Annotated in this window: 26 protein-coding genes and 1 tRNA gene; 14 read left to right on the top strand and 13 right to left on the bottom strand. The window is 65.4% G+C overall.

All coding sequences use genetic code 11. The features are described from left to right. Positions 1–63: 63 nt before the first annotated feature. Both trxA and QW861_RS28960 read left to right on the top strand, forming a co-directional pair. Positions 64–384: a thioredoxin gene (trxA, locus tag QW861_RS28965; RefSeq protein WP_015663255.1), complete on the top strand. Its 321-nt coding sequence runs from the start codon at positions 64–66 to the stop codon at positions 382–384. A 142-nt stretch (positions 385–526) separates the two neighbouring features. Beyond that, on the top strand, positions 527–1,537 hold the full coding sequence (locus QW861_RS28960; RefSeq protein ID WP_316193809.1) for an ATP-dependent DNA ligase: 1,011 nt from the start codon (positions 527–529) through the stop codon (positions 1,535–1,537). Between the two features lie 2 nt (positions 1,538–1,539). Here the strand turns inward: QW861_RS28960 and QW861_RS28955 are convergent, their stop codons facing one another. The 12 genes from QW861_RS28955 to aroA form a co-directional block, all read right to left on the bottom strand. Beyond that, positions 1,540–2,280, bottom strand: coding sequence for a metallophosphoesterase family protein (locus QW861_RS28955; protein ID WP_315750459.1), 741 nt, complete (start codon positions 2,278–2,280; stop codon positions 1,540–1,542). 12 nt (positions 2,281–2,292) lie between these two features. Further along, a complete protein-coding gene (locus QW861_RS28950; RefSeq protein ID WP_315750460.1) occupies positions 2,293–3,636 on the bottom strand; it encodes a folylpolyglutamate synthase/dihydrofolate synthase family protein in 1,344 nt (447 codons plus the stop codon). Continuing rightward, positions 3,633–4,571: an acetyl-CoA carboxylase, carboxyltransferase subunit beta gene (accD, locus tag QW861_RS28945; protein ID WP_315716893.1), complete on the bottom strand. Its 939-nt coding sequence runs from the start codon at positions 4,569–4,571 to the stop codon at positions 3,633–3,635. The genes QW861_RS28950 and accD overlap by 4 nt, the downstream gene beginning before the upstream one ends. A 94-nt stretch (positions 4,572–4,665) precedes the next feature. Further along, the gene (gene trpA / locus QW861_RS28940) at positions 4,666–5,502 is read right to left on the bottom strand and encodes a tryptophan synthase subunit alpha (protein ID WP_315716892.1); all 837 of its coding nucleotides are present in this window, start codon (positions 5,500–5,502) and stop codon (positions 4,666–4,668) included. Further along, complete coding sequence (trpB, locus tag QW861_RS28935) at positions 5,499–6,722, bottom strand: tryptophan synthase subunit beta (protein WP_315716891.1); 1,224 nt, start codon at positions 6,720–6,722, stop codon at positions 5,499–5,501. The genes trpA and trpB overlap by 4 nt, the downstream gene beginning before the upstream one ends. Beyond that, a complete protein-coding gene (locus QW861_RS28930) occupies positions 6,719–7,378 on the bottom strand; it encodes a phosphoribosylanthranilate isomerase (RefSeq protein WP_315750461.1) in 660 nt (219 codons plus the stop codon). The genes trpB and QW861_RS28930 overlap by 4 nt, the downstream gene beginning before the upstream one ends. A 77-nt stretch (positions 7,379–7,455) precedes the next feature. Beyond that, positions 7,456–7,848, bottom strand: coding sequence for a lipopolysaccharide assembly protein LapA domain-containing protein (locus QW861_RS28925; RefSeq protein ID WP_315750462.1), 393 nt, complete (start codon positions 7,846–7,848; stop codon positions 7,456–7,458). Between the two features lie 77 nt (positions 7,849–7,925). Continuing rightward, positions 7,926–8,243, bottom strand: a complete 318-nt coding sequence (locus QW861_RS28920; protein WP_315716888.1) for an integration host factor subunit beta — start codon at positions 8,241–8,243, stop codon at positions 7,926–7,928. Positions 8,244–8,412: 169 nt separating this feature from the next. Further along, positions 8,413–9,393 (bottom strand): signal peptide peptidase SppA, encoded by a 981-nt coding sequence (sppA, locus tag QW861_RS28915; RefSeq protein ID WP_315750463.1) that lies wholly within the window; start codon positions 9,391–9,393, stop codon positions 8,413–8,415. A gap of 206 nt (positions 9,394–9,599) precedes the next feature. Next, positions 9,600–11,309, bottom strand: coding sequence for a 30S ribosomal protein S1 (rpsA, locus tag QW861_RS28910; RefSeq protein WP_316193805.1), 1,710 nt, complete (start codon positions 11,307–11,309; stop codon positions 9,600–9,602). A 248-nt stretch (positions 11,310–11,557) separates the two neighbouring features. Beyond that, complete coding sequence (gene cmk / locus QW861_RS28905; RefSeq protein ID WP_316193804.1) at positions 11,558–12,196, bottom strand: (d)CMP kinase; 639 nt, start codon at positions 12,194–12,196, stop codon at positions 11,558–11,560. Beyond that, positions 12,193–13,530 carry a 3-phosphoshikimate 1-carboxyvinyltransferase gene (gene aroA / locus QW861_RS28900; RefSeq protein WP_316173509.1) on the bottom strand — a complete coding sequence of 446 codons (1,338 nt, stop codon included), beginning with the start codon at positions 13,528–13,530 and terminating at the stop codon, positions 12,193–12,195. The genes cmk and aroA overlap by 4 nt, the downstream gene beginning before the upstream one ends. Before the next feature lie 151 nt (positions 13,531–13,681). Between aroA and QW861_RS28895 the strand changes: the two genes are divergently transcribed. From QW861_RS28895 to QW861_RS28885, 3 genes are all read left to right on the top strand, one after another. Further along, positions 13,682–14,086, top strand: coding sequence for a TIGR02300 family protein (locus tag QW861_RS28895; protein ID WP_315716883.1), 405 nt, complete (start codon positions 13,682–13,684; stop codon positions 14,084–14,086). Between the two features lie 81 nt (positions 14,087–14,167). Next, positions 14,168–14,243: transfer RNA gene (locus tag QW861_RS28890), tRNA-Ala, on the top strand. Between the two features lie 148 nt (positions 14,244–14,391). After that, positions 14,392–14,736, top strand: coding sequence for a GIY-YIG nuclease family protein (locus QW861_RS28885; protein WP_315750466.1), 345 nt, complete (start codon positions 14,392–14,394; stop codon positions 14,734–14,736). A 7-nt stretch (positions 14,737–14,743) separates the two neighbouring features. On the opposite strand, the gene QW861_RS28880 is transcribed toward QW861_RS28885, so the two are convergent. Then, positions 14,744–15,205 carry a MarR family transcriptional regulator gene (locus tag QW861_RS28880; RefSeq protein WP_315750467.1) on the bottom strand — a complete coding sequence of 154 codons (462 nt, stop codon included), beginning with the start codon at positions 15,203–15,205 and terminating at the stop codon, positions 14,744–14,746. Positions 15,206–15,374: 169 nt separating this feature from the next. Between QW861_RS28880 and QW861_RS28875 the strand changes: the two genes are divergently transcribed. The 9 genes from QW861_RS28875 (at position 15,375) to QW861_RS28835 (ending at position 23,166) form a co-directional block, all read left to right on the top strand. Further along, positions 15,375–15,800, top strand: a complete 426-nt coding sequence (locus tag QW861_RS28875; RefSeq protein WP_316193803.1) for an organic hydroperoxide resistance protein — start codon at positions 15,375–15,377, stop codon at positions 15,798–15,800. A 122-nt stretch (positions 15,801–15,922) separates the two neighbouring features. Next, positions 15,923–17,125: a CaiB/BaiF CoA-transferase family protein gene (locus QW861_RS28870; RefSeq protein ID WP_316193802.1), complete on the top strand. Its 1,203-nt coding sequence runs from the start codon at positions 15,923–15,925 to the stop codon at positions 17,123–17,125. A gap of 202 nt (positions 17,126–17,327) precedes the next feature. After that, positions 17,328–18,647 (top strand): sn-glycerol-3-phosphate ABC transporter substrate-binding protein UgpB, encoded by a 1,320-nt coding sequence (gene ugpB / locus QW861_RS28865; RefSeq protein ID WP_315750469.1) that lies wholly within the window; start codon positions 17,328–17,330, stop codon positions 18,645–18,647. A gap of 50 nt (positions 18,648–18,697) precedes the next feature. Further along, positions 18,698–19,579, top strand: coding sequence for a sn-glycerol-3-phosphate ABC transporter permease UgpA (ugpA, locus tag QW861_RS28860; RefSeq protein WP_315716879.1), 882 nt, complete (start codon positions 18,698–18,700; stop codon positions 19,577–19,579). Continuing rightward, on the top strand, positions 19,579–20,427 hold the full coding sequence (ugpE, locus tag QW861_RS28855; protein ID WP_315716878.1) for a sn-glycerol-3-phosphate ABC transporter permease UgpE: 849 nt from the start codon (positions 19,579–19,581) through the stop codon (positions 20,425–20,427). Before ugpA ends, ugpE begins: the two co-directional genes overlap by 1 nt. A gap of 110 nt (positions 20,428–20,537) precedes the next feature. Next, a complete protein-coding gene (locus QW861_RS28850) occupies positions 20,538–21,617 on the top strand; it encodes a sn-glycerol-3-phosphate import ATP-binding protein UgpC (protein ID WP_315716877.1) in 1,080 nt (359 codons plus the stop codon). 134 nt (positions 21,618–21,751) lie between these two features. Then, positions 21,752–22,177 (top strand): Hsp20 family protein, encoded by a 426-nt coding sequence (locus tag QW861_RS28845; protein WP_006613108.1) that lies wholly within the window; start codon positions 21,752–21,754, stop codon positions 22,175–22,177. Positions 22,178–22,234: 57 nt separating this feature from the next. Further along, positions 22,235–22,498 carry a DUF1150 family protein gene (locus QW861_RS28840; RefSeq protein ID WP_009026315.1) on the top strand — a complete coding sequence of 88 codons (264 nt, stop codon included), beginning with the start codon at positions 22,235–22,237 and terminating at the stop codon, positions 22,496–22,498. 161 nt (positions 22,499–22,659) lie between these two features. Beyond that, the gene (locus tag QW861_RS28835; RefSeq protein ID WP_316193801.1) at positions 22,660–23,166 is read left to right on the top strand and encodes a GNAT family N-acetyltransferase; all 507 of its coding nucleotides are present in this window, start codon (positions 22,660–22,662) and stop codon (positions 23,164–23,166) included. Positions 23,167–23,441: the final 275 nt, after the last annotated feature.

Genomic DNA, 23,441 nt, shown 5'->3' with positions numbered 1-23,441 from the left:
TTTGACGTCCACGCTGAGGCGGCCCGTCCGTGCCGCTCCCTCCAACCGAACGAGGTAATTTCCATGGCCGTTGGCAAGGTTTCCGACGCCGATTTCGAAAGCGAAGTGCTCAAGGCCGACGGCCCGGTCGTGGTCGACTTCTGGGCCGAATGGTGCGGCCCGTGCCGCATGATCGCGCCCGCCCTCGACGAGATCTCGAGCGCGATGGGCGACAAGGTCAAGATCGTCAAGCTGAACGTCGACGAGAGCCCGAAGACGGCCTCGAAATACGGCGTGATGTCGATCCCCACCCTGATGGTGTTCAAGGGCGGCGAGATGGCCTCGCGCCAGGTCGGCGCCGCGCCGAAGGCGAAGCTGCAGCAGTGGATCTCGTCGGCGGTGTGACGCTTGCGGAACAATGATTTTTGTCGAACGGCCGGCGGAATCGCCGGCCGTTTGCGTTGAGGGGTGTGATTCAGCGTTTTCGGATGTCGCCATGCCCGCCCGCGCCCATCGCTCGCCCTCCCGCAAATCCGGCCTGCTGGCCATGGAGGCGCGCTCGGTGGATGCGATCCCGCGCGGCGAGGACTGGCAATACGAACCAAAATGGGACGGCTTCCGTTGCCTGCTGACGCGCGACGGCGCAACGGTGACGATGCAGTCGAAGGCCGGCGAGGACCTCGCGCGCTACTTCCCCGAGGTCGTCGCCGCGGCGCGCGAGCTCGAGGCGACGAGCTTCATCCTCGACGGCGAGCTGGTGGTGCCGCAGGCGAAGTCGTTCTCGTTCGATGCATTGCTGCAGCGGATTCATCCCGCCGCCAGCCGGGTGAAGAGGCTATCGGTGGAGACGCCGGCGCTGTTCCTGGCCTTCGACCTGCTGGCGAGTGGCAAGAAGGAGCTAGTGACGCACACGCTGCACGAGCGGCGGCCGGCGCTGGAAGCATTCGCGAAAGCGAACTTCACGGATCATCCGACGTTCCGGCTGTCGCCGGCGACGACGCGCTTCGCGACCGCGCAAGACTGGCTGGCGCATTCCGGCGGCGGCTCGGACGGGGTGATCGCCAAGCGGACCGACCTGCCCTACCAGGCCGGCAACCGCGACGGCATGCAGAAGATCAAGCGCTATCGCTCAGCCGATTGCGTCATCGGCGGCTTCCGCTACGCCACCAACAGCGGCGCGAACGGACGCAAGCTGGTCGGCTCGCTGCTACTCGGGCTCTACGACGATGACGGTCTGCTGCATCACGTCGGCTTCACCTCCGCGCTCAAGAAGGACGAGAAGCCCGCACTGACCGACAGGCTCGAGCCGCTCATCTCGCCACCCGGCTTCACCGGCAATGCGCCGGGCGGGCCGAGCCGGTGGTCGACCGAGCGCTCGGCGGAATGGTGTCCGCTGAAGCCGAAGCTGGTGATCGAGGTCTGCTACGACCATTTCTCCGGCGAGCGCTTTCGCCACGGCACCTCGATCCTGCGCTGGCGCCCCGACAAATCGCCGAAGCAGTGCACGTTCGAGCAGCTCAAGCAGAAGGTCGCTGATCCCTTGAAACTGCTCGCGTGAGGTCAGCGGATCCAGCCGGTCGCGAGCGCTGAAGCGAACTCGGCGTCCCCGTTGGCGCGCGCGAGCGCCGCCATGGTTTGGTGGTCATAGGGCACGTGGCGGAAGCTCACGCTCCAGCCGGACGACGTCAGCTCAACGATCGCGTAGCGGGCGTCGGGCGTGCCGGCCTGCACGACATGCGGATGCGGGACGTTGTAGGAATAGCCGGGGCTGCCGACGCTGCCGGGATTGACGATCAGACGACCGTCACGCAGGCGCACCGCGCGGGCCGTATGCGTATGGCCGCACAGGATCAGCGGCTGCGCGATATCAGCGGCGAGTTTCTCGATCGCATCGAGCGGCGCGCATGTGACCGCGCCATCCGGCGCGACGCTCTCGAGCCAGTAGACGTTATCGTCCTCAGGCGTGGCGTGACAAAGGAAGACCTCGTCGCGATAGATGGCCGTCGGCGGGATCGTGCCGAGCCAGTCGAGATGCTTGGCTACGAGCTGCGCGTAGGCCGGCCGCTCCCAGGCGCCCATCCTCTCCGGCGGCCGATCGATCAGCCAGCGGTCGTGATTGCCGCGCACATGGACGGCATCGAGCGGCATCAGCAAGTCCATCGTCTTGCGCGCATCGAGCGGGCCGCTCGCCATATCGCCGAGATTGACAATGTCATCGACGCCTTGCGCGCGGATGTCGGCCAGCACGGCTTCGAGCGCGAGGTGGTTGCCGTGGACGTCTGCGATCGCGGCAAAGCGCATGCGCTATTCCCCTCAGGTCGGCGGCGTGCCGTTGAGGTCGAGCACGTGGCCCGCGAGATAGAGCGACCCCGTGATCAGGATACGCGGCGGGACCTCATAGGCAAGCCGCGCGATGCCGGCGAGCGCCGACGCGACGCCATCGGCGATCTCGACGCGCATGCCGAGCGTGCGCGCGGCGGCGGCCAGATCAGCCGGTGCCATCGCCTTGCTCTCGTTCGGAATCGGCACGACGATGATGTGGCGCGTCAGGCCGGCGAAGTTGGCCAGGAAGCCCGCGGCATCCTTGTTGCCCATCATGCCGACGATGACGACGAGCTGCCGCGACACGCGCTCCTCGAGGTCGCCGATCGCGGCCGCGACGACGCGACCGCCCTCGGCGTTGTGGCCGCCGTCGAGCCAGATCTCCGCGCCTTGCGGCGCGATCGCGGTGAGCGCGCCGTTCGACAGCCGCTGCATGCGCGCCGGCCATTCGGCGCCGACGATGCCGTCCTCGAACGCCTTGGTGGTGAGCTTGAAATGATCGACCGCCCGCAAGGTCGCGATCGCCAGGCCCGCATTGTCGAACTGATGCCGGCCGAACAGTTTGGGTGCCGGAAGATCGAGGAGACCGCGATCGTCCTGATAGACCAGCCGGTTGCGCTCGACATTGACGTGCCAGCTCTCACCGGCCGCAAACAGCGGCGCGCGCTGGCGCCTGGCCTCGCGCTCGATCACGGCCATGGCATCGGGCTCCTGCGCCGCCGAGATCACCGGGCAGCCACGCTTGATGATGGCGGCCTTCTCGGCCGCGATCAGCGCGCGGGTGTCGCCGAGGAACTCCATGTGGTCCATGCTGATCGGCGTCAGCACGGAGGCCGCGACCTGCTCGACAACATTGGTGGAATCGAGCCGGCCGCCGAGACCGACTTCGAGCAGCACCGCATCGGCTGGATGCCTTGCGAACAGCACGAAGGCCGCGACGGTCTTGACCTCGAAGAAGGTGATCGGCGCGCCGGCGTTGACCCGCTCGCACTCCAAGAGCGCGGAGATCAGCTCATCGTCCTCGACCAGGACACCACCGCCGACCTGGCCGAGCCGATAGCTCTCGTTGATGCGCACCAGCCAGGGCGAGGTGAAGACGTGGACGCGCAGCCCCGCGGCCTCGAGCATCGCGCGCAAATATGCGACCGTGGAGCCCTTGCCGTTGGTGCCCGCGACATGGATGACCGGCGGCAGCTTGCGCTCGGGATGACCGAGCTGCGCCAGCAGCCGGTGCATGCGCTCCAGCCCGAGCGAGATCCGGCTCGAATGCAACACAGAAAGCCGCGTGATCAGCTCGTCGAGCGACGGTCTTGGCTGGGCGGCAGAATCGTTCACGCGCTCGTTGCGACCGCCGGCGCTTCCGCGGTTTCGGCGGGCTTGGCCGGCGGCGGCAGCTGCGGCGCGGGCTTGGCGTGTTCAACGGCCGGCGCCTTGGTCAGCAATCGGCACAGCCGCGCCAGCGTCGGGCGCAGGTCATGACGGTGCACGACCATGTCGACCATGCCGTGGTCGAGCAGGTATTCAGCGCGCTGGAAACCTTCGGGCAGCTTCTCGCGAATGGTCTGCTCGATCACCCGGGCGCCGGCGAACCCGATCAGCGCGCCGGGCTCGGCAATGTGGACGTCGCCGAGCATCGCGTAGGACGCGGTGACGCCGCCGGTGGTCGGATTGGTCTGCACGACGATGTAGGGCAGCTTGGCCTCTCGCAGCATCTGCACGGCCACGGTCGTGCGCGGCATCTGCATCAGGGACAGGATGCCTTCCTGCATGCGCGCGCCACCGGAGGCCGCGAATACGATGAACGGCGACTTCTTCTCGACCGCGAGTTCGAGCCCGCGCACGATGGCTTCACCCGCGGCCATGCCGAGCGAACCGCCCATGAAATCGAAATCCTGCACGGCGATGACGACGCCCATGCCTTCCAGCTTGCCGAAGCCGACCTTCACCGCATCGTTCATGCCGGTCCGCGCCCGCGCATCCTTGATGCGGTCGGCATAGCGGCGCTCGTCACGGAATTTCAGCGGGTCGGGTGTGACCTCGGGCAGCGCGACGTCGAACCAGGTCTCGTTGTCGAACATCGACTTCAGCCGCGCCACGGCGCCCATGCGCATGTGGTAATTGGAGCCCGGAATGACGAACTGGTTGGCCTCGACGTCCTTGTAGAACACGAGCTGTCCGGAATCCGGACACTTGATCCAGAGGTTCTCCGGCGTCTCACGGCGCAGGATGTTGCGGATCTTCGGCCGGACCACGTTGGTAAGCCAGTTCATGTGTCGCTCCGTGTTGCGGTCGCCCGGATATATGGCGGGACGGCGGGGTCACGGCAAGACGGCCGCGACGCCCGGTCGAATAGTGGTTGACGGCCTATTCCGCGGCCTGTTGCGCCCCGTGCACGCCCCTTGCCAGCGCAGCGGCCAGATCGGCGACGGCGCTCACGGTCTTGGCGGTCGCGCGGCCCTCGGCGTCCAGGCTGGCGCGGAGCGCGTCAACCAGGGCGGTGCCGACCACAGCGCCGTCGGCATTGGCGGCGATGGCGCGGGCGGTCTCCGGTGTCCGGATGCCGAAGCCGACGCAGACAGGCAGCGCCGTATGCCGCTTGATCCGGGCCACGGCGGCACCGACGGCGGACGAATCCGCCGCCGCCGCGCCGGTGATGCCGGTGATAGAGACGTAGTAGACGAAGCCCGAGGTGTTCGCGAGCACCGCCGGCAGCCGCTTGTCATCGGTCGTCGGCGTCGCCAGCCGGATGAAATTCAGCCCCGCCTTCAGCGCGGGAATGCACAGCTCGCTGTCTTCCTCCGGTGGCAGGTCGACGATGATCAGGCCATCGACGCCGGCGCTCTTCGCATCATCGAGGAACTTGTCGACGCCGTAGATGTAGATCGGGTTGTAGTAGCCCATCAGCACGATCGGCGTCGCCGCGTCGCCCTCGCGGAAGCTGCGCACGAGCTGCAGCGTCTTCCTCAAGGTCATGCCGGCCTTGAGCGCGCGCAGACCCGCCGCCTGGATCGACGGACCATCGGCCATCGGATCGGTGAACGGCATGCCGATCTCGATGATGTCAGCGCCAGCCTGCGGCAGCGACTTGACGATCGCGAGCGAGGTTTCAGGATCAGGGTCGCCTGACATCACGAAGGTGACGAACGCCGAGCGGCCTTCTTGCTTCAATTGCGCGAAGCGCGCATCCATCCGGCTGGTCACGATGCCTTGGCCCTTCCTCGCAAGATGTCGCCCACCTGCGGCACGTCCTTGTCGCCGCGGCCGGACATGTTGACCACCATCAGATGGTCCTTCGACTTCTTCGGCGCGAGCTCCATCACCTTGGCGATCGCGTGCGCGGGCTCCAGCGCCGGAATGATGCCCTCGAGCCGCGACAGCAGCTGGAACGCCGCCAGCGCTTCCTCATCGGTCGCCGACAAATAGTTCACGCGACCGACCTCGTGCAGCCAGGAATGCTCCGGCCCGATGCCGGGATAATCGAGACCGGCCGAGATCGAATGCGCCTCCTCGATCTGCCCGTCCTCGTCCATGAGCAGATAGGTGCGGTTGCCGTGCAGCACGCCGGGGCGGCCGCCGGCGATCGAGGCGGCGTGCAGATGCGTCAGGCCATGGCCCGCCGCTTCCACGCCATAGATCTCGACCGAGGGATCATCGAGGAACGGATGGAACAGGCCCATCGCATTGGAGCCGCCGCCGATGCACGCGATCAGCGAGTCCGGCAGCCGGCCCTCGGCCTCCTGCATCTGCGTGCGGGTCTCGTTGCCGATCACCGACTGGAAGTCGCGCACCATCATCGGATAGGGGTGCGGACCGGCGACCGTGCCGATGCAGTAGAACGTGTTGTGGACGTTGGTGACCCAGTCACGCAGCGCCTCGTTCATCGCATCCTTCAGGGTCTTGGCGCCGGACTGCACCGGCACCACCTTGGCGCCGAGCATCTCCATGCGGATCACGTTGGGCTGCTGCCGCTCGACGTCGACCGCGCCCATGTAGACGACGCAATCGAGCCCGAAACGCGCGCACAGCGTCGCGGTCGCCACGCCGTGCTGGCCGGCGCCGGTCTCGGCGATGATGCGCTTCTTGCCCATGCGGCGCGCGACCATGATCTGGCCGAGCACGTTGTTGACCTTGTGCGAGCCGGTGTGATTGAGCTCCTCGCGCTTGAAGTAGATCTTGGCGCCGCCGAGATGCTCGGTCAGGCGCTCTGCGTAGTACAGCGGCGAGGGCCGGCCCACGTAGTTCTTCAGATAGCCGTTCATCTCGGCATGAAACGCGGGATCGGCCTTGGCCTCCGCATAGGCCTTTTCCAGATCGAGGATCAGCGGCATCAGGGTTTCGGCGACGAAGCGGCCGCCGAAGATGCCGAAGTGACCGCGGTCGTCCGGACCGCTGCGGTAGGAATTGGGAATGGCTGTCGTCATTGAACGCTCAACTCTTCAGCGGCCCGCGCCGCGCGAATGAAATCCCGGATCATGTCGCAATCCTTCACACCCGGCGCCCGTTCGACGCCAGATGACACGTCGACGCCGCCCGCGCGGGTGATCCGCACGGCCTCCGCGACGTTGTCGGCGCTCAGACCGCCGGAGACCATGAACGGGCGATCGAGCTTCACGCCCTGTAGCAGACGCCAATCGAAGGTGGCACCGAGGCCGCCGGGGCGGGTCGCCTCCTTGGGCGCCCGCGCATCGAACAGGATGCGGTCGCACACGTCGGCATAGCTCGCCAACGGCGCGAGATCGGCGTCGGTCGCGACCGGAATGGCCTTCATGATGGGTAGGCCGAAGCGCTGCTTGAGGTCGCGGACGCGCGCGATGCTTTCGCGGCCATGCAGCTGCAGGAGATCAGGCCGCAGCGTCTCGACGATGTTTTCGATCATCGCGTCGTCGGCATCGACGGTCAGCGCCACCTTGAGCGCGCGCCCCCTGACGTCACGACCCAGCTCACGCGCGGCCGTCAGGCCGACATGGCGTGGGGACGGCGGAAAGAACACGAAGCCCACCATGTCGGCGCCCGCGTCGAGCGCCGCAGCGAGGGTGTCGGGCGTGGTCAGGCCGCAGATTTTGACGAGCAGGGACATCAATGAACAACGCACGTCCGGGCGGAAAGGATCACCAGAAGCCGGCGGCTTCCAGGGCCGCCGAGCTTTCGCGCCTTCTACAACGCGGCGCCCTGCTTGTCTCGCCCATAAGGGGCGAAAAGCCGCGCCGGCGCAGCCGGAACCAGAGATTGCGCAGAGCCCTGTTTTGCACGCGCCGCGGCGCTCAACTGCGCCACCTGCGCGCGGGCCGCTTCGGCATCGGCCTGATGGCGGCGCGCGGCCCGCCGCCAGCGGCGCTGGCCGATCCAGGTGGCACAGCCACCCGCGATCACGCCCAGGATCGCGACGGCGATGATCAAGGCGAACAGCGGGACCGACGCCGAGAGCGCCGGATCAGTCGCGTTGAAGGGATCAAACGACACGGTAACGAAATGCCGATTGGCGACCGCGAAGATGACGAACAGCACCAGCAGCGGAAGGACGACCACGACAGTGAAGAATTTTCGCATGCGCTCGCTCGTGTCGGTCAGGCCGGATTCGCCTCGAAATCAGCCGCAGACGATTGGCACGGCCGGCGCGAGATGCTTCAATCGTCGGCGTCGTCAGCCGCGGCGCCGGCGGGATTGTCCCGGTTCAGCCGCTCGCGCATTTCCTTGCCCGTTTTGAAGAACGGGACGCTTTTCTGGTCCACCGGGACATGAGCTCCGGTCCGTGGGTTGCGCCCGGCGCGGGCCGGCCGATGCTTGACCGAGAAGGCGCCGAAGCCGCGCAACTCGACGCGGTCACCGCGGGCGAGCGCCGCGACGATCTCATCGAGGATCGCATTGACGATGTTCTCGACATCCCGCTGGTAGAGATGCGGGTTGTGCTCGGCGATACGCTGAACAAGCTCGGATTTGATCATCGAGAAAATGTACCCGGGGAGACAAGTCCCATTTCCGTGAAAATATGCTGGACTGTCAAGACGCTAAATCATTCATCGCGGCCGTGAATCGGGGTGCGGGGCCCGGTACGGGGTCTCGCCACGGCACACGCGAAGCGGGAAGATTGCCCTGGGAATGGTCTTTGCGGGTTCAATTGCCCGGCGCGGGCGTCCAGAGCGCGAGCATGCCGTCGAGACCGATCCGGTCCACCGCCTGGACCACGCCGGTGCGCTCGATCTGGCGGGCGATTCCGGAGAGGCCGACGGCGTCGAGCGCGATCGAGGTGGCCGTTCGCAGGAAGGTGAGATCGCCGAACCGCGGCGTGAGCTTGTAGTCGCGCACCGGAAGGTCCTTCTTGACGTTCTTGTTGGCGACGAGCCAAGCGACCGCGGTCTTCTCGTCGCCGAGCTCGTCGATCAGCTTCAGGTCGATTGCCTGCCTGCCGGTGAAGACGCGGCCATCGGCCACCTTCTCCAACTGCTCATCGTTCATGGCGCGGCGGTCCTTCACCAGTCCGCGGAACCAGGCATAGGAATCCTTGACCAGGGCGTCGAGCGCCGCACGCGCTTCCGGGCTGGTCGGCTCGTAGCCGTTGGGGGCGGCCTTCAGCGGCGAGGATTTGACCTCCTCGATCTTCACGCCGACCGTCTTCAACAGCTCGCCGACATTGGGATATTGAAACAGCACGCCGATCGAGCCGACCAGCGAGCTCTGCTGCGCGACGATGTGGTCGGCAGCGATCGCGCCGATGTAGCCGCCGGACGCCGCGAGGCCTTCCACGACGACGACCAGCGGCTTCTTCGCCTTCAGCCGGACCAGCGAATCGTAGAGCTGCTCGGAGCCGGCGGTGGTGCCGCCCGGCGAATTGATGTGAACGATGACGGCTTCGGCCGAGGAGTTTTCGAGCCGCTCCAGCGCCTCGACGCGCTCATGGTCGCTGCGGATCAGGCCCTCGATATTGACGCGAGCGATCGAGCCGGAGGTCGAGAGCACGGTGCGGCCGCGCGGCGACATGGCGAGACCGATGGCGGACAGAGCCGCAATCGCGATCAGCACCGCGACGACGCGCCAGAACGTCAGCTTGCGGCGCAGCCTGCGGCGATCGACGATCACATCCGAATCAAGCGACATGGGCAGCTCCTGGAAGTCTCGGCGCGTTTTGCATCCGCAGCCTGAATATCTCGTTATCCGATTACATCAATCGCGGCGCAATTTGAAGAAAGGAAGGCTTGCGGCGAGGCCGGATCCGCGCGGCCGGCACGCGCGTCCTTGCCTCGCCGGAACAAAAAAGCCCCGGCTTGCGCCGGGGCTTTGATCTGATCGCAGGACGCGAAGACTTACTTCGAGTCGCGGTTCTTGAGCGCGGTGCCCAGGATGTCGCCCAGCGTGGCGCCCGAATCGGACGAGCCGTACTGCGCGATGGCTTCCTTCTCTTCCGCGACTTCCAGCGCCTTGATCGACACCTGCACCTTGCGGGCCTTCTTGTCGAACTGGATCACGCGGGCATCGACCTTCTCACCGACGGCGAACCGCTCGGTGCGCTGGTCGTTGCGATCGCGCGCCAGCTCGGAGCGCTTGATGAAGGTGGTGAAGTCGGTGCCGGTGATCTTGACGTCGATGCCGCCGTCCTTGACGTCGAGCACCTCGCAAGTGACGACCGCGCCCTTCTTGACATCGCCCGGCTCGGCGAAGGGATCGCCTTCGAGCTGCTTGATGCCGAGCGAGATGCGCTCCTTCTCCACGTCGACGTCGAGCACCACGGCCTTGACCATGTCGCCCTTCTTGTAGTTGTCAATGACCTGCTCGCCCGGCAGCTTCCAGTCGAGATCCGACAGATGGACCATGCCGTCGACGTCGCCTTCGAGACCCAGGAACAAGCCGAACTCGGTCTTGTTCTTGACCTCGCCCTCGACCACCGAACCCGTCGGATGCTTCTCGACGAAGACCTCCCACGGATTGCGCATGGTCTGCTTGAGGCCGAGCGAGATGCGGCGCTTGACGCTGTCAACCTCGAGCACCTGCACTTCGACCTCCTGCGAGGTCGACACGATCTTGCCGGGGTGCATGTTCTTCTTGGTCCACGACATCTCGGAGACGTGGATCAGGCCTTCGATGCCCGGCTCGAGCTCGACGAACGCGCCGTAGTCGGTGATGTTGGTGACGCGGCCGTGGAAGCGGGCCTGCAGCGGGTACTTCGCCTCGATGCCCTGCCACGGATCGTCCAAGAGCTGCTTCATGCCCAGCGAGATGCGGTGCGTCTCGTGGTTGATCTTGATGATCTTGACCTTGACCGTCTGACCGATGCTGAGCACCTCGGTCGGATGGTTGACACGGCGCCAGGCGATGTCGGTGACGTGCAGCAGGCCGTCGATGCCGCCGAGGTCGACGAACGCACCGTAATCGGTGATGTTCTTGACGACGCCGTCGATGACCTGACCCTCTTCGAGGTTCTGCACCAGCTCCTGGCGCTGCTCGGCGCGGGTCTCTTCCAGCACGGTCCGGCGCGACACGACGATGTTGCCGCGGCGACGGTCCATCTTGAGGATCTGGAACGGCTGCGAGTTGTTCATCAGCGGCGCGACGTCGCGGATCGGACGGATGTCGACCTGCGAGCGCGGCAGGAAGGCCACGGCACCGTCGAGGTCGACGGTGAAGCCGCCCTTGACCTGGTTGAAGATGACGCCGTTGACCTTTTCGTTGTTCTGGAACGCCTTCTCGAGCTTGCCCCAGCTCTCTTCGCGACGCGCCTTGTCGCGCGACAGCACCGCTTCGCCGAGTGCGTTCTCGATACGATCGAGGAACACTTCGACCTCGTCGCCGACTTTCAATTCACTGTCACGGCCGGGCCCGGCGAATTCGCGCAGCGCCACGCGGCCTTCGGTCTTCAGGCCGACGTCGATGACGGCCATGTCCTTCTCGATCGCAACAACCTTGCCCTTGACGACAGAGCTTTCCTGCAGGTTGCCCTTCGTGAAGGACTCGTCCAGCATCGCGGCGAAATCATCGCGGCTGGGATTGTAGGAAGAAGCAGAGATACTCGAAGCCATTTGTTCTCCAGATGCGGACATTCTCGCCAGCTTGGGTTGATCGGCGCATCGAATGGACAGTGCCTGGAGGTCCACAAATCCCCAGACGTCCGCGCGATGCGCGATAAGCGCAAACGACGCGGGCCGGCAGTGCCTGCACATGCGATACGTATGAAGTGCGTCCGGATGATCGGACTCGATTGAACCGCAATCGAGCTATCGACGGTCAAGGGCGGGAGCGGGCATTCCTCCAATGACGCCGGCGGAAATCAAACCCGCTGGCGGCCCGCTCGAACGGCCTCGACGATATCGATGGCGGCCCGGACGCCGCCTTCTATATCCAAATGGGAGTTGTCAAGCAAGTAAGCATCCGGGGCTTGTTTTAAAGGCGCGACGGCCCGGTTCTGGTCACGCTCGTCGCGCGCCAGGATGTCGGCCAGAATGGCCGCCTCATCGGCCGGTTCCCCACGTGAAAGCGCCTCGAGGGTGCGACGATGCGCCCGGATGCGGGGATCGGCGACGACGTAGATCTTCACCTCGGCGTCCGGGCAGATCACGGTTCCGATGTCGCGGCCGTCGAGCACGGCACCGGGCGGCCGGCTTGCGAACTGGCGCTGGAAAGCCACCAGCGCTTCGCGCACTTTCGGCAACGCCGATACCACCGAGGCCACGGACCCGACCTGGTGCGACCTCAGCGCCGGATTGTCGAAGCTAGAGGGATCCAGGCTCATGGCGACGTCCGCTGCCCGCGCCTCGTCCTTGAGGTCGATGCCGGCGGTCAGTAGCGCATGCGCGACCGCCCGGTAGATCACGCCCGTATCCAGGTGCCTGAGGCCGTAATGCGCCGCGAGACGCTTGGCCAGGGTGCCCTTGCCCGAGGCCGCCGGGCCGTCGATGGCGATGATCATGCGAAATCCGCGCCCGCCTTGCACATCAGCGGGATGAAATCGGGGAAGCTGGTGGCGATGAAGGCGGTGTCGTCGACCCTGACCGGCTTGTCGGACGCGAGACCCATCACCAGGGCGGACATCGCGATGCGGTGGTCCATGTGGGTCGCGACGATGCCGCCGCCCGGCACGTGACCGCGGCCCTCGACGATCAGATCGTCGCCGGTGATCTCGACCTTGACGCCGTTGACACGCAGCATGGCCGCGGTGGCCTCGAGCCGGTCGGATTCCTTGACGCGCAGCTCATGCAGGCCGCGCATGATGGTCGTGCCCTCGGCATAGGCGGCGGCGACGGCCAAGACGAGATATTCGTCGATCATCGACGGCGCCCGCTCGGGCGGCACCACGACGCCGCGCAGCTTCGAGGCGCGCACGCGCAGGCGGGCCATCGGCTCGCCGGCATCGCCGCGGACGTCGTCCTCCTCGATCGAGGCGCCCATCTCGCGCAAGGTCGTGAACAGGCCGGTGCGCAGCGGGTTGGTCATCACGTCCGACAGCACGAGGTCCGAGCCGTCGACGATCAGCGCGGCGACCAGCGGGAACGCGGCCGAGGACGGGTCGGCGGGAACGATCACTGGCGCACCACGCAGCTCCGGCTGGCCGGTCAGTGCGATGCGGCGGCCATGAGACCCTTCCGGCGTGGTCACGATCTCCGCGCCGAAATGCTTCAGCATCAGCTCGGTGTGGTCGCGGCTGGCCTCCTGCTCGATCACGGTGGTCACACCGGGCGCGGCGAGGCCCGCGAGCAGCACCGCCGACTTGATCTGGGCCGAAGCCACCGGCGTGCGGTACTCGATCGGCACCGGGTTGCCGGCGCCCTGCAGGGTTAACGGAAGCTTGCCGCCCTCGGCGCTGGCGGTCACCTTGGCGCCCATCAGCACCAGCGGGTCGAGGATGCGCCGCATCGGACGGCTGCGCAGCGAGGCATCACCGTCGAAAACGGCCGTGATCGGGCAACCGGCCACGGCGCCCATCACCAGCCTGCAGCCGGTGCCGGAGTTGCCGAAATCGAGCGGCGCGCTCGGCTGGGCGAAGCCGCCCACCCCGACGCCACGGACGGTCCACGCGAAATCGCCGGTGCGCTCGACCTTGGCACCCAGGGATCGCATCGATTTGGCGGTGTTGAGGACGTCCTCGCCCTCCAGCAGGCCGGAAATCCGGGTCTCGCCGACCGACAGCGCCCCCAGGATCAGTGCCCGGTGCGAGATCGACTTGTCGCCAGGCACGCGAATCGTGCCCGAGAGGGGCCCTGAGGCGCGTGATTCCAGGGGAGTCGGGGCGATTGACGTGCTCACGGCAGGATCCTCGTGTTTCGGACGCGGCAGGTATCACAGCCCCCGCCCTCCGTCACGAGCGGTGATTTTCCCGTTGACAGCGCTATTGACAGCGGCGCGGCAACTAGCCAAGTGAGACACCGCTTTTCAGACATTGCCAGGACGCCTGCACGTGGCCAAATCCGAGCTCGGAACCAAACGCATTTGCCCGACGACGGGCAAAAAGTTCTACGACCTCAACAAGAACCCGGTGATTTCGCCCTACACCGGCGAGGTCGTGCCGATTGCGCCGATCGCGCCCACCCGCGCCATGCGCGGCGAGGCTGCGCGCGCTGCTGCGGCGGCCGACGTGGTCGAGCCCGCGGAGGCCGAGGAGCTGGTGCCGCTCGAGGAGGCCGACGCCGAGGAGAACTCCGGCAAGGTCAAGGCCGTCGTTCCCGAATCGGAGGACGACATCGAGATCGACGAGACGCTCGACGATGACGAGGATGATGACTCGACCTTCATCGCCGACGAGGAAGAAGGCGACGAGGACGTGACCGACATCATCGGTGATGTCGGCGGCGACGAAGAATAATCGTCGAAGACACTTGAGATCAGCCGCGAACTGTGGTTCACGGTGCTCCCCGGCGGTCACCCAGACCGCCGGCTCGGTTCAGGGGCCATAGCTCAGCTGGGAGAGCGCTTGCATGGCATGCAAGAGGTCGGCGGTTCGATCCCGCCTGGCTCCACCAGCCTTCGCTCGCTTCGCGAGCTTCGGCTCGGCAAGCCACCCCAATCTGCCGGTTGCGCGAAGTGAGCGAAGGCTGTCGCGCCGTAGTCTGGACGCCGAAGCCCCCTTGGGCGGAGGCGGGAAGGCGAAGGCGGACTAGGCTCCGGGCCATGATGCCCTTCATCAATCGACTGAGCAGTTCAGCCCATCCAAGCTCTGGACGCCACGCAGCACGACCTGCCACATTCGCGCCCGTGAAGGGTCGAGGGCGGCCTGCGATGAAGTTCGTTTACATCCTGGAAAGTCTCAACGGCGAGCATTTCTACGCAGGCATCACCGACGACGTTCCGGCCCGCGTCACGAAGCACAATGCCGGTGAAGTCCCGCACACATCGAAGTTTCGGCCTTGGCGGCTCAAGACCTACGTTGCCTTCAGCGATGTGAAGCAGGCATTTGCCTTCGAGAAATATCTCAAGTCGGGTTCAGGCCGGGCTTTCGCGAAGAAGCGCCTTTAGAGCCCCCTCACCCCTCCACAACCGCATCGAGCCGCTCCCGCAGGCGCACCAGCTTGCCGTGCAGGTCGGCCAGCTCGGCGATCGAGCAGCCCGTCGCATCCAGGATCGCGGGCGGCACGATCGACCTTGCCTTGTCGCGCAGGCCCGCGCCCTGGGCGGTGAGGGTGACGATCACCTGACGCTCGTCCTCGGCCGACCGGGTCCGCTTGATCAGGTGCGTAGCCTCCATCCGCTTCAGCAGCGGCGTCAGCGTGCCAGAGTCGAGGAACAGCCGCGCGCCGATGTCCTTCACCGTCAAGCCGTCCTGCTCCCACAGCACCAGCATGACCAGATATTGCGGATAGGTCAGGCCAAGGCGGTCGAGCAGGGGCTTGTAGACGCGGTTGAAGGCGTGCGCGGTCGAATAGACTGCGAAGCAGAGCTGGTTGCCGAGCTGGAGCGGCAGGTCTGCCGCGGACTTCTTTCGCATCGAGGTCACCACAGGTCGATCCTATCGGCATCTTGAGCCCGCACGCCTCGGATCGACAACCGGCCCGGCGCACCGATCACGAATTTTCTACCGAACAATTATATTGTACACAATCTAATTGTGTGCAATATGGTCGCGCTGAATTCGTCCATCCAACCAGGAGACACCCATGTCCGTGAACGTGCTCTACAAGACCAGCGCCAAGGCCACCGGCGGCCGCGACGGCGAAGCCGCGACCCTCGACGGCTCGCTCAAGGTCAAGCTTTCCACCCCGAAGGAGCTCGGCGGCGGCGGCGGTGCCGGCAACAATCCGGAGCAGTTGTTTGCGGCCGGCTACGCAGCCTGCTTCATCGGCGCGATGAAGTTCGTCGGCTCGCAGGGCGGCCCCAAGGTTCCCGCCGACACGTCGGTGACCTCGACGGTCGGCATCGGCCCGCGCTCCGAAGGCGGCTTCGGCATCACCGTCGAGCTCGCAGTGTCGCTGCCCGGCCTCGCCAAGGCCGACGCCGAAGCGCTGGTCGCCAAGGCGCACGAGGTGTGCCCCTATTCCAACGCCACGCGCGGCAATGTCGACGTCAAGCTGAACGTCGTCTGAGCTTCAATTCCGTCATGCGGCAGGACGGCCTCCGTTGTCCTGCCGCATGGCAGCCATCCGTTTGCGCCGCCGCCGCAGCAATGCTTAATGATCGCGAGCTGAAACCAACCTCGCGACATCCGATGACACCCCAATTTGCTCCTGGCGCCATGGCCGGCCTGCGCGTGATCGATCTGACGCGCGTGCTCGGCGGCCCCTATTGCACGCAGATCCTGGCCGATCACGGCGCTGACGTGATCAAGGTCGAGCCGCCGGCCGGCGACGAGGTGCGCGACTGGGGTCCGCCCTTCCACGATGAGGACGCCGCCTATTTCGTCGGGATCAACCGCAACAAGCGCTCGATCGGCCTCGACCTCGCCTCCGAGGGCGGCCGCGCCGTGCTGATGCGGATGCTCGAGACGGCCGACGTGCTGATCGAGAACTTCAAGCCTGGCACCTTGGAGAAGTGGGGCATCGGCAGCGACACGCTGCGCGAGACATTCCCCAAGCTGGTGCACTGCCGCATCTGCGGCTTCGGCGCGGATGGCCCGCGCGGTGGCAATCCCGGCTACGACGCGATCATCCAGGCGATGACCGGCATGATCGCGGCGACCGGTTCGCCGCAGAGCGGACCGATGCGGATCGGCGTGCCGCTGGTCGACATCACCACCGGACTCTATGCCGCGATCGGCATCCTGATGGCGCTGTCGGAACGGCAGCGCTCGGGCATCGGTCAGTTCCTCGAGGTTACGCTGTATGAGACCGGCCTCGCGATCATGCATCCGCATACCGCAAACTACTTCATGCATGGCAAGCCGCCGTCGCTGACCGGCAACGAGCACCCGAACCTCGTTCCGTATGCGATCTTCGCGACCAAGACCGACGATATCTTCATCGGCGTCGGCAATGACGGCACCTTCCGCAAGCTCGCCAAGGAGATCGGCCGCCCCGAACTCGGCACCGATCCGCGCTTCGCCCGCAACAAGGATCGCGTCGCCAACCGCGAGGCGCTGCGCGCCGAGCTTGCCGCCGTGTTCAGCCAGTTCGAGGCGGAGCCGCTGTGCGACCGGCTGCTCGCGGCCGGTCTGCCGGCAGGACCCGTGCAGAAGATCGACAAGGCGCTGACCAATCCGCACACGATCTACCGCGGCGATGTCATCGAGAAGGACTGGTACAAGGGCGTCGCGTCGCCGATCCGGCTCGAACGCACCAAGCCGAGCCTGCGCTCCACCCCGCCGAAGTTCAGTCAGCACGCGCAGGAGGTGCTGACCGAGTTCGGTTACACGCCGAGCGAGATCGAGGCGCTGCTGTCCCAGGGCACGGTGTGCGCCGAGCGCAAGCGCTGAGGCGCCATCAGCCTGTCGTCTCTCACCGTCAGCGCCGGCCGGGGCATCGCCCCGGCGCGGCGCCGTCTCCCGCAAGTCGCTGCGTTCCGCCGCGATGAACGCGCTTTCCGCTGACGATCCAACCGGTTATACATTCACGAAACTGTCATCTCGCGCTGCTACGGCCGCGACGCCGATGACGTTTCACGGGAGGTATTCTTTAATGTCACTTCGCCAATTCTGGACGGCCGCGACTGCGGCAGTCACGCTGGTCCTGAGCGCCGCAGCACCTGCGCATGCCGTGACCGAAATTCAGTGGTGGCATGCGATGACCGGCGCCAACAACGACGTCATCGTCAAGCTCGCCAACGATTTCAACGCCTCGCAGTCCGACTACAAGGTCGTCCCGACTTACAAGGGCAACTACGCCGACACGATGAATGCCGGCATCGCCGCCTTCCGCGCCGGCAATGCGCCCCACATCATGCAGGTGTTCGAGGTCGGCACCGCCACCATGATGGCCGCCACCGGCGCCGTGAAGCCGGTCTACAAGCTGATGCAGGACGCCGGCGAGAAGTTCGATCCCAAGAGCTACCTGCCGGCGATCACCGGCTACTATTCGACCTCGAAGGGCGAAATGCTCTCCTTCCCCTTCAACTCATCGTCCACCGTCATGTGGGTGAATCTCGATGAGTTGAAGAAGGTCAACGCCGAGATCCCGAAGACCTGGCCTGAACTGTTCGAGACCGCCAAGAAGCTGAAGGCGGCCGGCCATCCGACCTGCGGCTTCTCGGGCTCCTGGGTCACCTGGGTCAATCTCGAGCAGCTCTCCGCCTGGCACAACGTGCCGCTGGCCAGCAAGGCGAACGGTCTCGACGGCTTCGACACCGTGCTGGAGTTCAACGGTCCGCTGCAGGTCAAACATCTCGAAAACCTGGTCGAGCTGCAGAAGGACAAGACCTACGACTATGCCGGCCGCACCAACACCGGCGAGGGCCGCTTCACCTCGGGCGAATGCCCGATCTACCTGACCTCGTCGGCGTTCTTCGGCAACGTCAAGGCCCAGGCCAAGTTCGCCTTCACCGCCGCGCCGATGCCGTATTATCCGGACGCCAAGGGCGCGCCGCAGAACTCGATCATCGGCGGCGCCTCGCTCTGGGTGATGGGCGGCAAGAGCGCGGACGAATACAAAGGCGTGGCGAAGTTCCTGACCTTCCTCTCGGACACCGATCGTCAGGTCTACATCCACAAGGCCTCGGGCTATCTGCCGATCACCAAGGCGGCCTACGCCAAGGCCAAGGCCGAGGGCTTCTACAAGGATCAGCCCTATCTGGAGACGCCGCTGCTCGAACTGACCAACAAGGAACCGACGGAGAATTCCCGCGGCCTGCGTCTTGGCAACATGGTGCAGCTGCGTGACGTCTGGTCGGAGGAAATCGAGCAGGCTCTGGCCGGCAAGAAGACCGCCAAGCAGGCGCTGGACGCCGCCGTCGAGCGCGGCAACCAGATGCTGCGCCAGTTCGAAAAGACGGCCGTGAAGTGAGGCCATGAGCCGGCAGGCCGCCTCGCGGCCTGCCGGCTCGCCGACCGACCATGCAGAAGAACGCCATCTTTCAGTCAAAACTGCTGCCGTTCGTGCTGGTCGCTCCCCAGCTCGCGATCGTGCTGATCTTCTTCTATTGGCCCGCGATCCAGGCCGTCATCCAGTCGTTCCTGCTGCAGGACGCGTTCGGCCTGTCCACGAGCTTCGTCTGGTTCGAGAACTACGCCGACCTGCTCAGCCAGCCGGACTATTTCCAGGCCATTCTCCGCACCTTCGGCTTCTCCTTCGCCATCGCGCTCTCGTCGCTGTCGGTCGCACTGCTGCTCGCGGTCATGGCGGACAAGCCGCTGCGCGGCGTCACGCTGTACCGGACGCTGCTGATCTGGCCCTATGCCGTGGCGCCGCCGGTGGTGGGCGTGCTCTGGATCTTCATGCTCCACCCGTCGCTCGGCGTGATCTCGCGCTATCTGCGCGCTGTTGGCATCGACTGGAATCCGCTGCTCGACGGCGACCAGGCGGCGCTGCAGATCATCCTCGCGGCCGCCTGGAAGCAGATCTCCTACAACTTCCTGTTCTTCCTCGCCGGGCTGCAGAGCATCCCCCGGAGCGTGCTCGAGGCCGCCGCGATCGACGGCGCGCGGCCGATGCGGCGGTTCTGGACCGTGACCTTCCCGCTGCTGTCGCCGACCATCTTCTTCCTGCTGGTCATCAACATCGTCTACGCCTTCTTCGAGACCTTCGGCATCATCGACACGATGACCCGCGGTGGTCCTGGCAAATCTACCGAGACGCTTGTCTACAAGGTCTATACCGATGGCCTGCTCGGCGGCAATCTGGGCTCGTCGGCCGCACAATCCGTCGTTCTGATGGTCATCGTCATCGTGCTGACGGCGATCCAGTTCCGCTTCGTCGAGCGCAAGGTGACCTATTGATGGTCGAGCAAGAAGGCATTCGACGCTACGTCGCGCACGCCATCCTGTGGATCGGAATCGCGATCGTCGCGTTCCCGGTCTATCTCGCGTTCGTCGCCTCGACGCAGGACAATGCGGTGATCGCCAACGGGCAGATGTCGCTGCTGCCTGGCGGGCACTTCCTGTCGACGTACTATCAGACGATCTTCGTCGGCACGAGCGGCTCGACCCGCGAGCCGGTTGCGACCATGCTTTTGAACTCGCTGGTCATGGCGCTGCTGATCGCCGTCGGCAAGATCGCGATCTCGATCATCTCGGCCTATGCGGTCGTCTACTTCCGCTTCCCGTTCCGCATGGCGATCTTCTGGCTCATCTTCATCACCCTCATGCTGCCGGTCGAGGTGCGCATCTATCCGACCTACAAGATCGTCGCCGACCTCCACATGCTCGACAGCTATGCGGGGCTCGCGCTGCCGCTGATCGCGTCCGCCACCGCCACGCTGCTGTTCCGCCAGTTCTTCATGACGGTGCCGGACGAGCTGCTGGAGGCCTCCCGCATCGACGGCGCCGGGCCGTTCCGCTTCTTCTGGGACACCCTGCTGCCGCTGTCGCGCACCAACATGGCGGCGCTGTTCGTGATCCTGTTCATCCTCGGCTGGAATCAATATCTCTGGCCGCTGCTGATCACGACGCGCGACGACATGCAGACCATCCAGATCGGCATCCGCAAGATGATCACGACGACCGACGCGCTGACCGAGTGGCCGATCGTGATGGCGACGGCCGTGCTCGCGATGCTGCCGCCGGTGTTCGTCGTCGTCGTCATGCAGCGCCTGTTCGTCAAGGGGCTGGTGGAGACGGAAAAGTGACGAGGGGGCGAATGGCGAATAGGGAATGGCGAATAGGGATATTTGCCCAACAACTCGCTTCGTCCCCTTCCCTATTTGCTACTCCCCATTCGCTATTCGCTAGGTAACCCATGGCCAACGTCACCCTCCGCAACGTCCGCAAGGTCTACCAGGGCGGCTTCGAAGCCATCAAAGGCGTCGATGTCGATGTCGGCGACGGTCAGTTCTGCGTGCTGGTCGGGCCGTCGGGCTGCGGCAAATCCACCCTGCTGCGGATGGTCGCGGGGCTCGAGACGATCACCTCGGGCGAGATCGACATCGGCGGCCGCATCGTCAATGCGATCGAGCCGGCGGATCGCGACATCGCGATGGTGTTCCAGAACTACGCGCTCTATCCGCACATGACCGTCTACAACAACATGGCCTACGGCCTGCGCAATCGCGGCATGGCGGAAAAGGAGATCAGGACGCGGGTCGAGGACGCCGCACGCATCCTCGAGCTCGGCACCATGCTCGAGCGGAAGCCGCGCCAGCTCTCCGGCGGCCAGCGCCAGCGCGTGGCGATGGGCCGCGCCATCGTGCGCCAGCCCAAGGTGTTCCTGTTCGACGAGCCGCTCTCGAACCTCGACGCCAAGCTGCGCATCGCGATGCGGGTCGAGATCCGCAAGCTGCAGCGCCGGCTCAACACCACCGCGATCTACGTCACCCACGACCAGCTCGAGGCGATGACGCTCGCCGACATCCTGGTGGTGATGAACGGCGGGAAGGTCGAGCAGATCGGCAATCCGCTCGAGATCTATCAGCGTCCAGCCACCACCTTCGTCGCATCCTTCATCGGCGCGCCGCCGATGAACCTGATGCCGACCGATGGCGTGCGCGCCCAGTTGCTCGGCGCCGACGCGGTTCCCCAAGAAGCGGGCCAGCTCGGCATCCGGCCTGAGGATTTCCAGCTTGGCGACACCGTTCCGGCGGGCGGGATCGGGCTCGACCTCCGCGTCGAGGCGATCGAGCACGTCGGCGCCGAGACCTATGTCTACGGCGCACGCCAGGACGCGGGCAGCGATGACCGGCTCTCCGCGACCGCCAACGACATCATCGTGCGGCTGCCGGGTACCGCCGCGCCGGAGATCGGCGCACGGATTCGCGCCGTGGCGCCGCGGGCCAAGCTGCATCTGTTCTCGGCCGACGGCCGTCAGCGGCTGTCCGTTTAAACCCTTCCACAGACAGGCTGTTCCGGCGCATTCGGGGTGCTTGAACGCGCCCCGGATCGTGCCCATATTGCTGCTCAAGGGGTGCCGTCAGGGCCCTGATACATCAAAGTCGCTTCGAGAGGACTTTGTAAACCATGTCTCGTGTTCCTTCGCTCTCCAGCCCGTTCCTGCTGGGCTTCGACGAGATCGAGCGCGTCCTCGACCGCGTCGTCAAAGGTGCCGACGGCTATCCGCCCTACAATATCGAGCGGTTCGAACGCACCAATGGCCAGCCCGAGCGTCTGCGGATCACGCTGGCGGTGGCGGGTTTCACCCGCGACCAACTCGATGTCACCATTGAGGAAAACCAGCTCGTCATCCGCGGCCGGCAACAGGACGACAAGACCAGGCAATACATTCATCGCGGCATCGCCGCGCGCCACTTCCAGCGCACCTTCGTGCTGGCGGAGGGAATGCATGTGCTTGGTGCGGACCTGAAGAACGGGCTGTTGTCAGTCGATCTGGCCAGGCCAGAGCCTGAGCGGATCGTTAAGACAATAGCGATCAATGAACACGAATAATGGTTGATGGAACGAGTAGCGGACTCGACCGCTTGAGTCTCAGAAGGAGTCGAGACCATGACTGAAGGTAATGTTGCGTCGGAATCCCCCGTCTCCCTGGAGTCGCTGGCGACCTTGGGCGAGGGCCACATCGCTTACGTGAAGCAGATCCGCTCCGAGGACGTACCGGGACTGTTTCCGCAGGCGCCGCACATCGCGCCGGGACTGAAGCTGTTCGCCTTGCATGCCGCCGACGGCACGCCGATCATGCTCACCGACAGCCGCGAAGCGGCGATTGCGAATGCGTGGAGTCACGAACTCCAGGCCGTGAGCGTCCACTGACGCAAAGGCCGAGCCGCAGCGCTGACAACGGCCGCTTCTCGTGAGACTCAACGCTCATTGAGACGCGATGCTCATGAGGAGCATGCAGCTCAAGGACTCACACGAGGGCGGTCCACGGAAACGGGGACGGCCCTTTTTTCTGCTCGTAGCGATGGCCGCGCATGACCTTGATGACGACACCCATGAGCCCGGGCGGACTGCGTGCAGATCCTGCGCTCGCGGACGCACTGCTCGCGCTCAACAATGCGCATGCCTCCGAGCTGTCGTGGCTCACGCCCGAAACGCTCCTGCAACTGCTCGATCGGGCATGGCTGGCCTGGCGAATTGGCAGGGCCGACGCGCTGATGATCGCGCTCGACCATGCCGCCGTCTACGATAATCCCAATCACCGCTGGTTTCGCGCGCGCTACGATCGGTTCGTCTATGTCGACCGCATCGTGGTGGCGCCGGCCGCCCGCGGCCGGGGCCTGGCGCGGCAGCTCTATGAGGAGCTGATTCGGGAGGCGACCGCGGCGGGCCACGACCGCATCGTCTGCGAGGTCAATCTGGATCCGCCCAATCCGCAGTCGGACGCGTTTCATGCTGCGCTCGGCTTCGCGCCGCTGGCGACGGCCGGCATCCATGGCGGCGCCAAAACGGTGCGCTACATGGCGAGATCATTGCGATAGCCGGCCAAGGACGAAGCGGCTGCTGAAGTGCGTTTGAGAAATTTGTTTCCGTCGATGTCCGGAACGGTCGATTTGACAACCAGATACAATCCGACCCGGTTTAAGGCGAAGGTGTCCAATCCTTAAGTTGTCCCTGTTGCGGCACGCGCTAGTCCGATGTGTGACGAGCATGTGTAGGGATGGCAGATGCATGGATCACGGCTTGATGCAGGCGTCTTTCGAGAGCTTGCGCTCGGGACCCTACCCAACCGGCACGTCTTTCTTGACAGTCCTCC

The organism is Bradyrhizobium sp. SZCCHNRI1029 (assembly GCF_032487555.1).
GTDB lineage: Bacteria > Pseudomonadota > Alphaproteobacteria > Rhizobiales > Xanthobacteraceae > Bradyrhizobium.
The sequence above is the reverse complement of the archived record's forward strand: the minus strand, read 5'-3'. Positions and strand labels throughout refer to the sequence as shown.

Coding starts and splice junctions, on each gene's coding strand:
- trxA (WP_015663255.1), top strand. CDS start 64: ATGGCCGTTGGCAAGGTTTCCGACGCCGATTTCGAAAGCGAAGTGCTC.
- QW861_RS28960 (WP_316193809.1), top strand. CDS start 527: ATGGAGGCGCGCTCGGTGGATGCGATCCCGCGCGGCGAGGACTGGCAA.
- QW861_RS28955 (WP_315750459.1), bottom strand. CDS start 2,280: ATGCGCTTTGCCGCGATCGCAGACGTCCACGGCAACCACCTCGCGCTC.
- accD (WP_315716893.1), bottom strand. CDS start 4,571: ATGAACTGGCTTACCAACGTGGTCCGGCCGAAGATCCGCAACATCCTG.
- trpB (WP_315716891.1), bottom strand. CDS start 6,722: ATGACGACAGCCATTCCCAATTCCTACCGCAGCGGTCCGGACGACCGC.
- QW861_RS28930 (WP_315750461.1), bottom strand. CDS start 7,378: ATGTCCCTGCTCGTCAAAATCTGCGGCCTGACCACGCCCGACACCCTC.
- QW861_RS28925 (WP_315750462.1), bottom strand. CDS start 7,848: ATGCGAAAATTCTTCACTGTCGTGGTCGTCCTTCCGCTGCTGGTGCTG.
- QW861_RS28920 (WP_315716888.1), bottom strand. CDS start 8,243: ATGATCAAATCCGAGCTTGTTCAGCGTATCGCCGAGCACAACCCGCAT.
- sppA (WP_315750463.1), bottom strand. CDS start 9,393: ATGTCGCTTGATTCGGATGTGATCGTCGATCGCCGCAGGCTGCGCCGC.
- rpsA (WP_316193805.1), bottom strand. CDS start 11,309: ATGGCTTCGAGTATCTCTGCTTCTTCCTACAATCCCAGCCGCGATGAT.
- cmk (WP_316193804.1), bottom strand. CDS start 12,196: ATGATCATCGCCATCGACGGCCCGGCGGCCTCGGGCAAGGGCACCCTG.
- QW861_RS28885 (WP_315750466.1), top strand. CDS start 14,392: ATGATGCCCTTCATCAATCGACTGAGCAGTTCAGCCCATCCAAGCTCT.
- QW861_RS28880 (WP_315750467.1), bottom strand. CDS start 15,205: ATGCGAAAGAAGTCCGCGGCAGACCTGCCGCTCCAGCTCGGCAACCAG.
- QW861_RS28875 (WP_316193803.1), top strand. CDS start 15,375: ATGTCCGTGAACGTGCTCTACAAGACCAGCGCCAAGGCCACCGGCGGC.
- QW861_RS28870 (WP_316193802.1), top strand. CDS start 15,923: ATGACACCCCAATTTGCTCCTGGCGCCATGGCCGGCCTGCGCGTGATC.
- ugpB (WP_315750469.1), top strand. CDS start 17,328: ATGTCACTTCGCCAATTCTGGACGGCCGCGACTGCGGCAGTCACGCTG.
- ugpA (WP_315716879.1), top strand. CDS start 18,698: ATGCAGAAGAACGCCATCTTTCAGTCAAAACTGCTGCCGTTCGTGCTG.
- ugpE (WP_315716878.1), top strand. CDS start 19,579: ATGGTCGAGCAAGAAGGCATTCGACGCTACGTCGCGCACGCCATCCTG.
- QW861_RS28850 (WP_315716877.1), top strand. CDS start 20,538: ATGGCCAACGTCACCCTCCGCAACGTCCGCAAGGTCTACCAGGGCGGC.
- QW861_RS28845 (WP_006613108.1), top strand. CDS start 21,752: ATGTCTCGTGTTCCTTCGCTCTCCAGCCCGTTCCTGCTGGGCTTCGAC.
- QW861_RS28840 (WP_009026315.1), top strand. CDS start 22,235: ATGACTGAAGGTAATGTTGCGTCGGAATCCCCCGTCTCCCTGGAGTCG.
- QW861_RS28835 (WP_316193801.1), top strand. CDS start 22,660: ATGACCTTGATGACGACACCCATGAGCCCGGGCGGACTGCGTGCAGAT.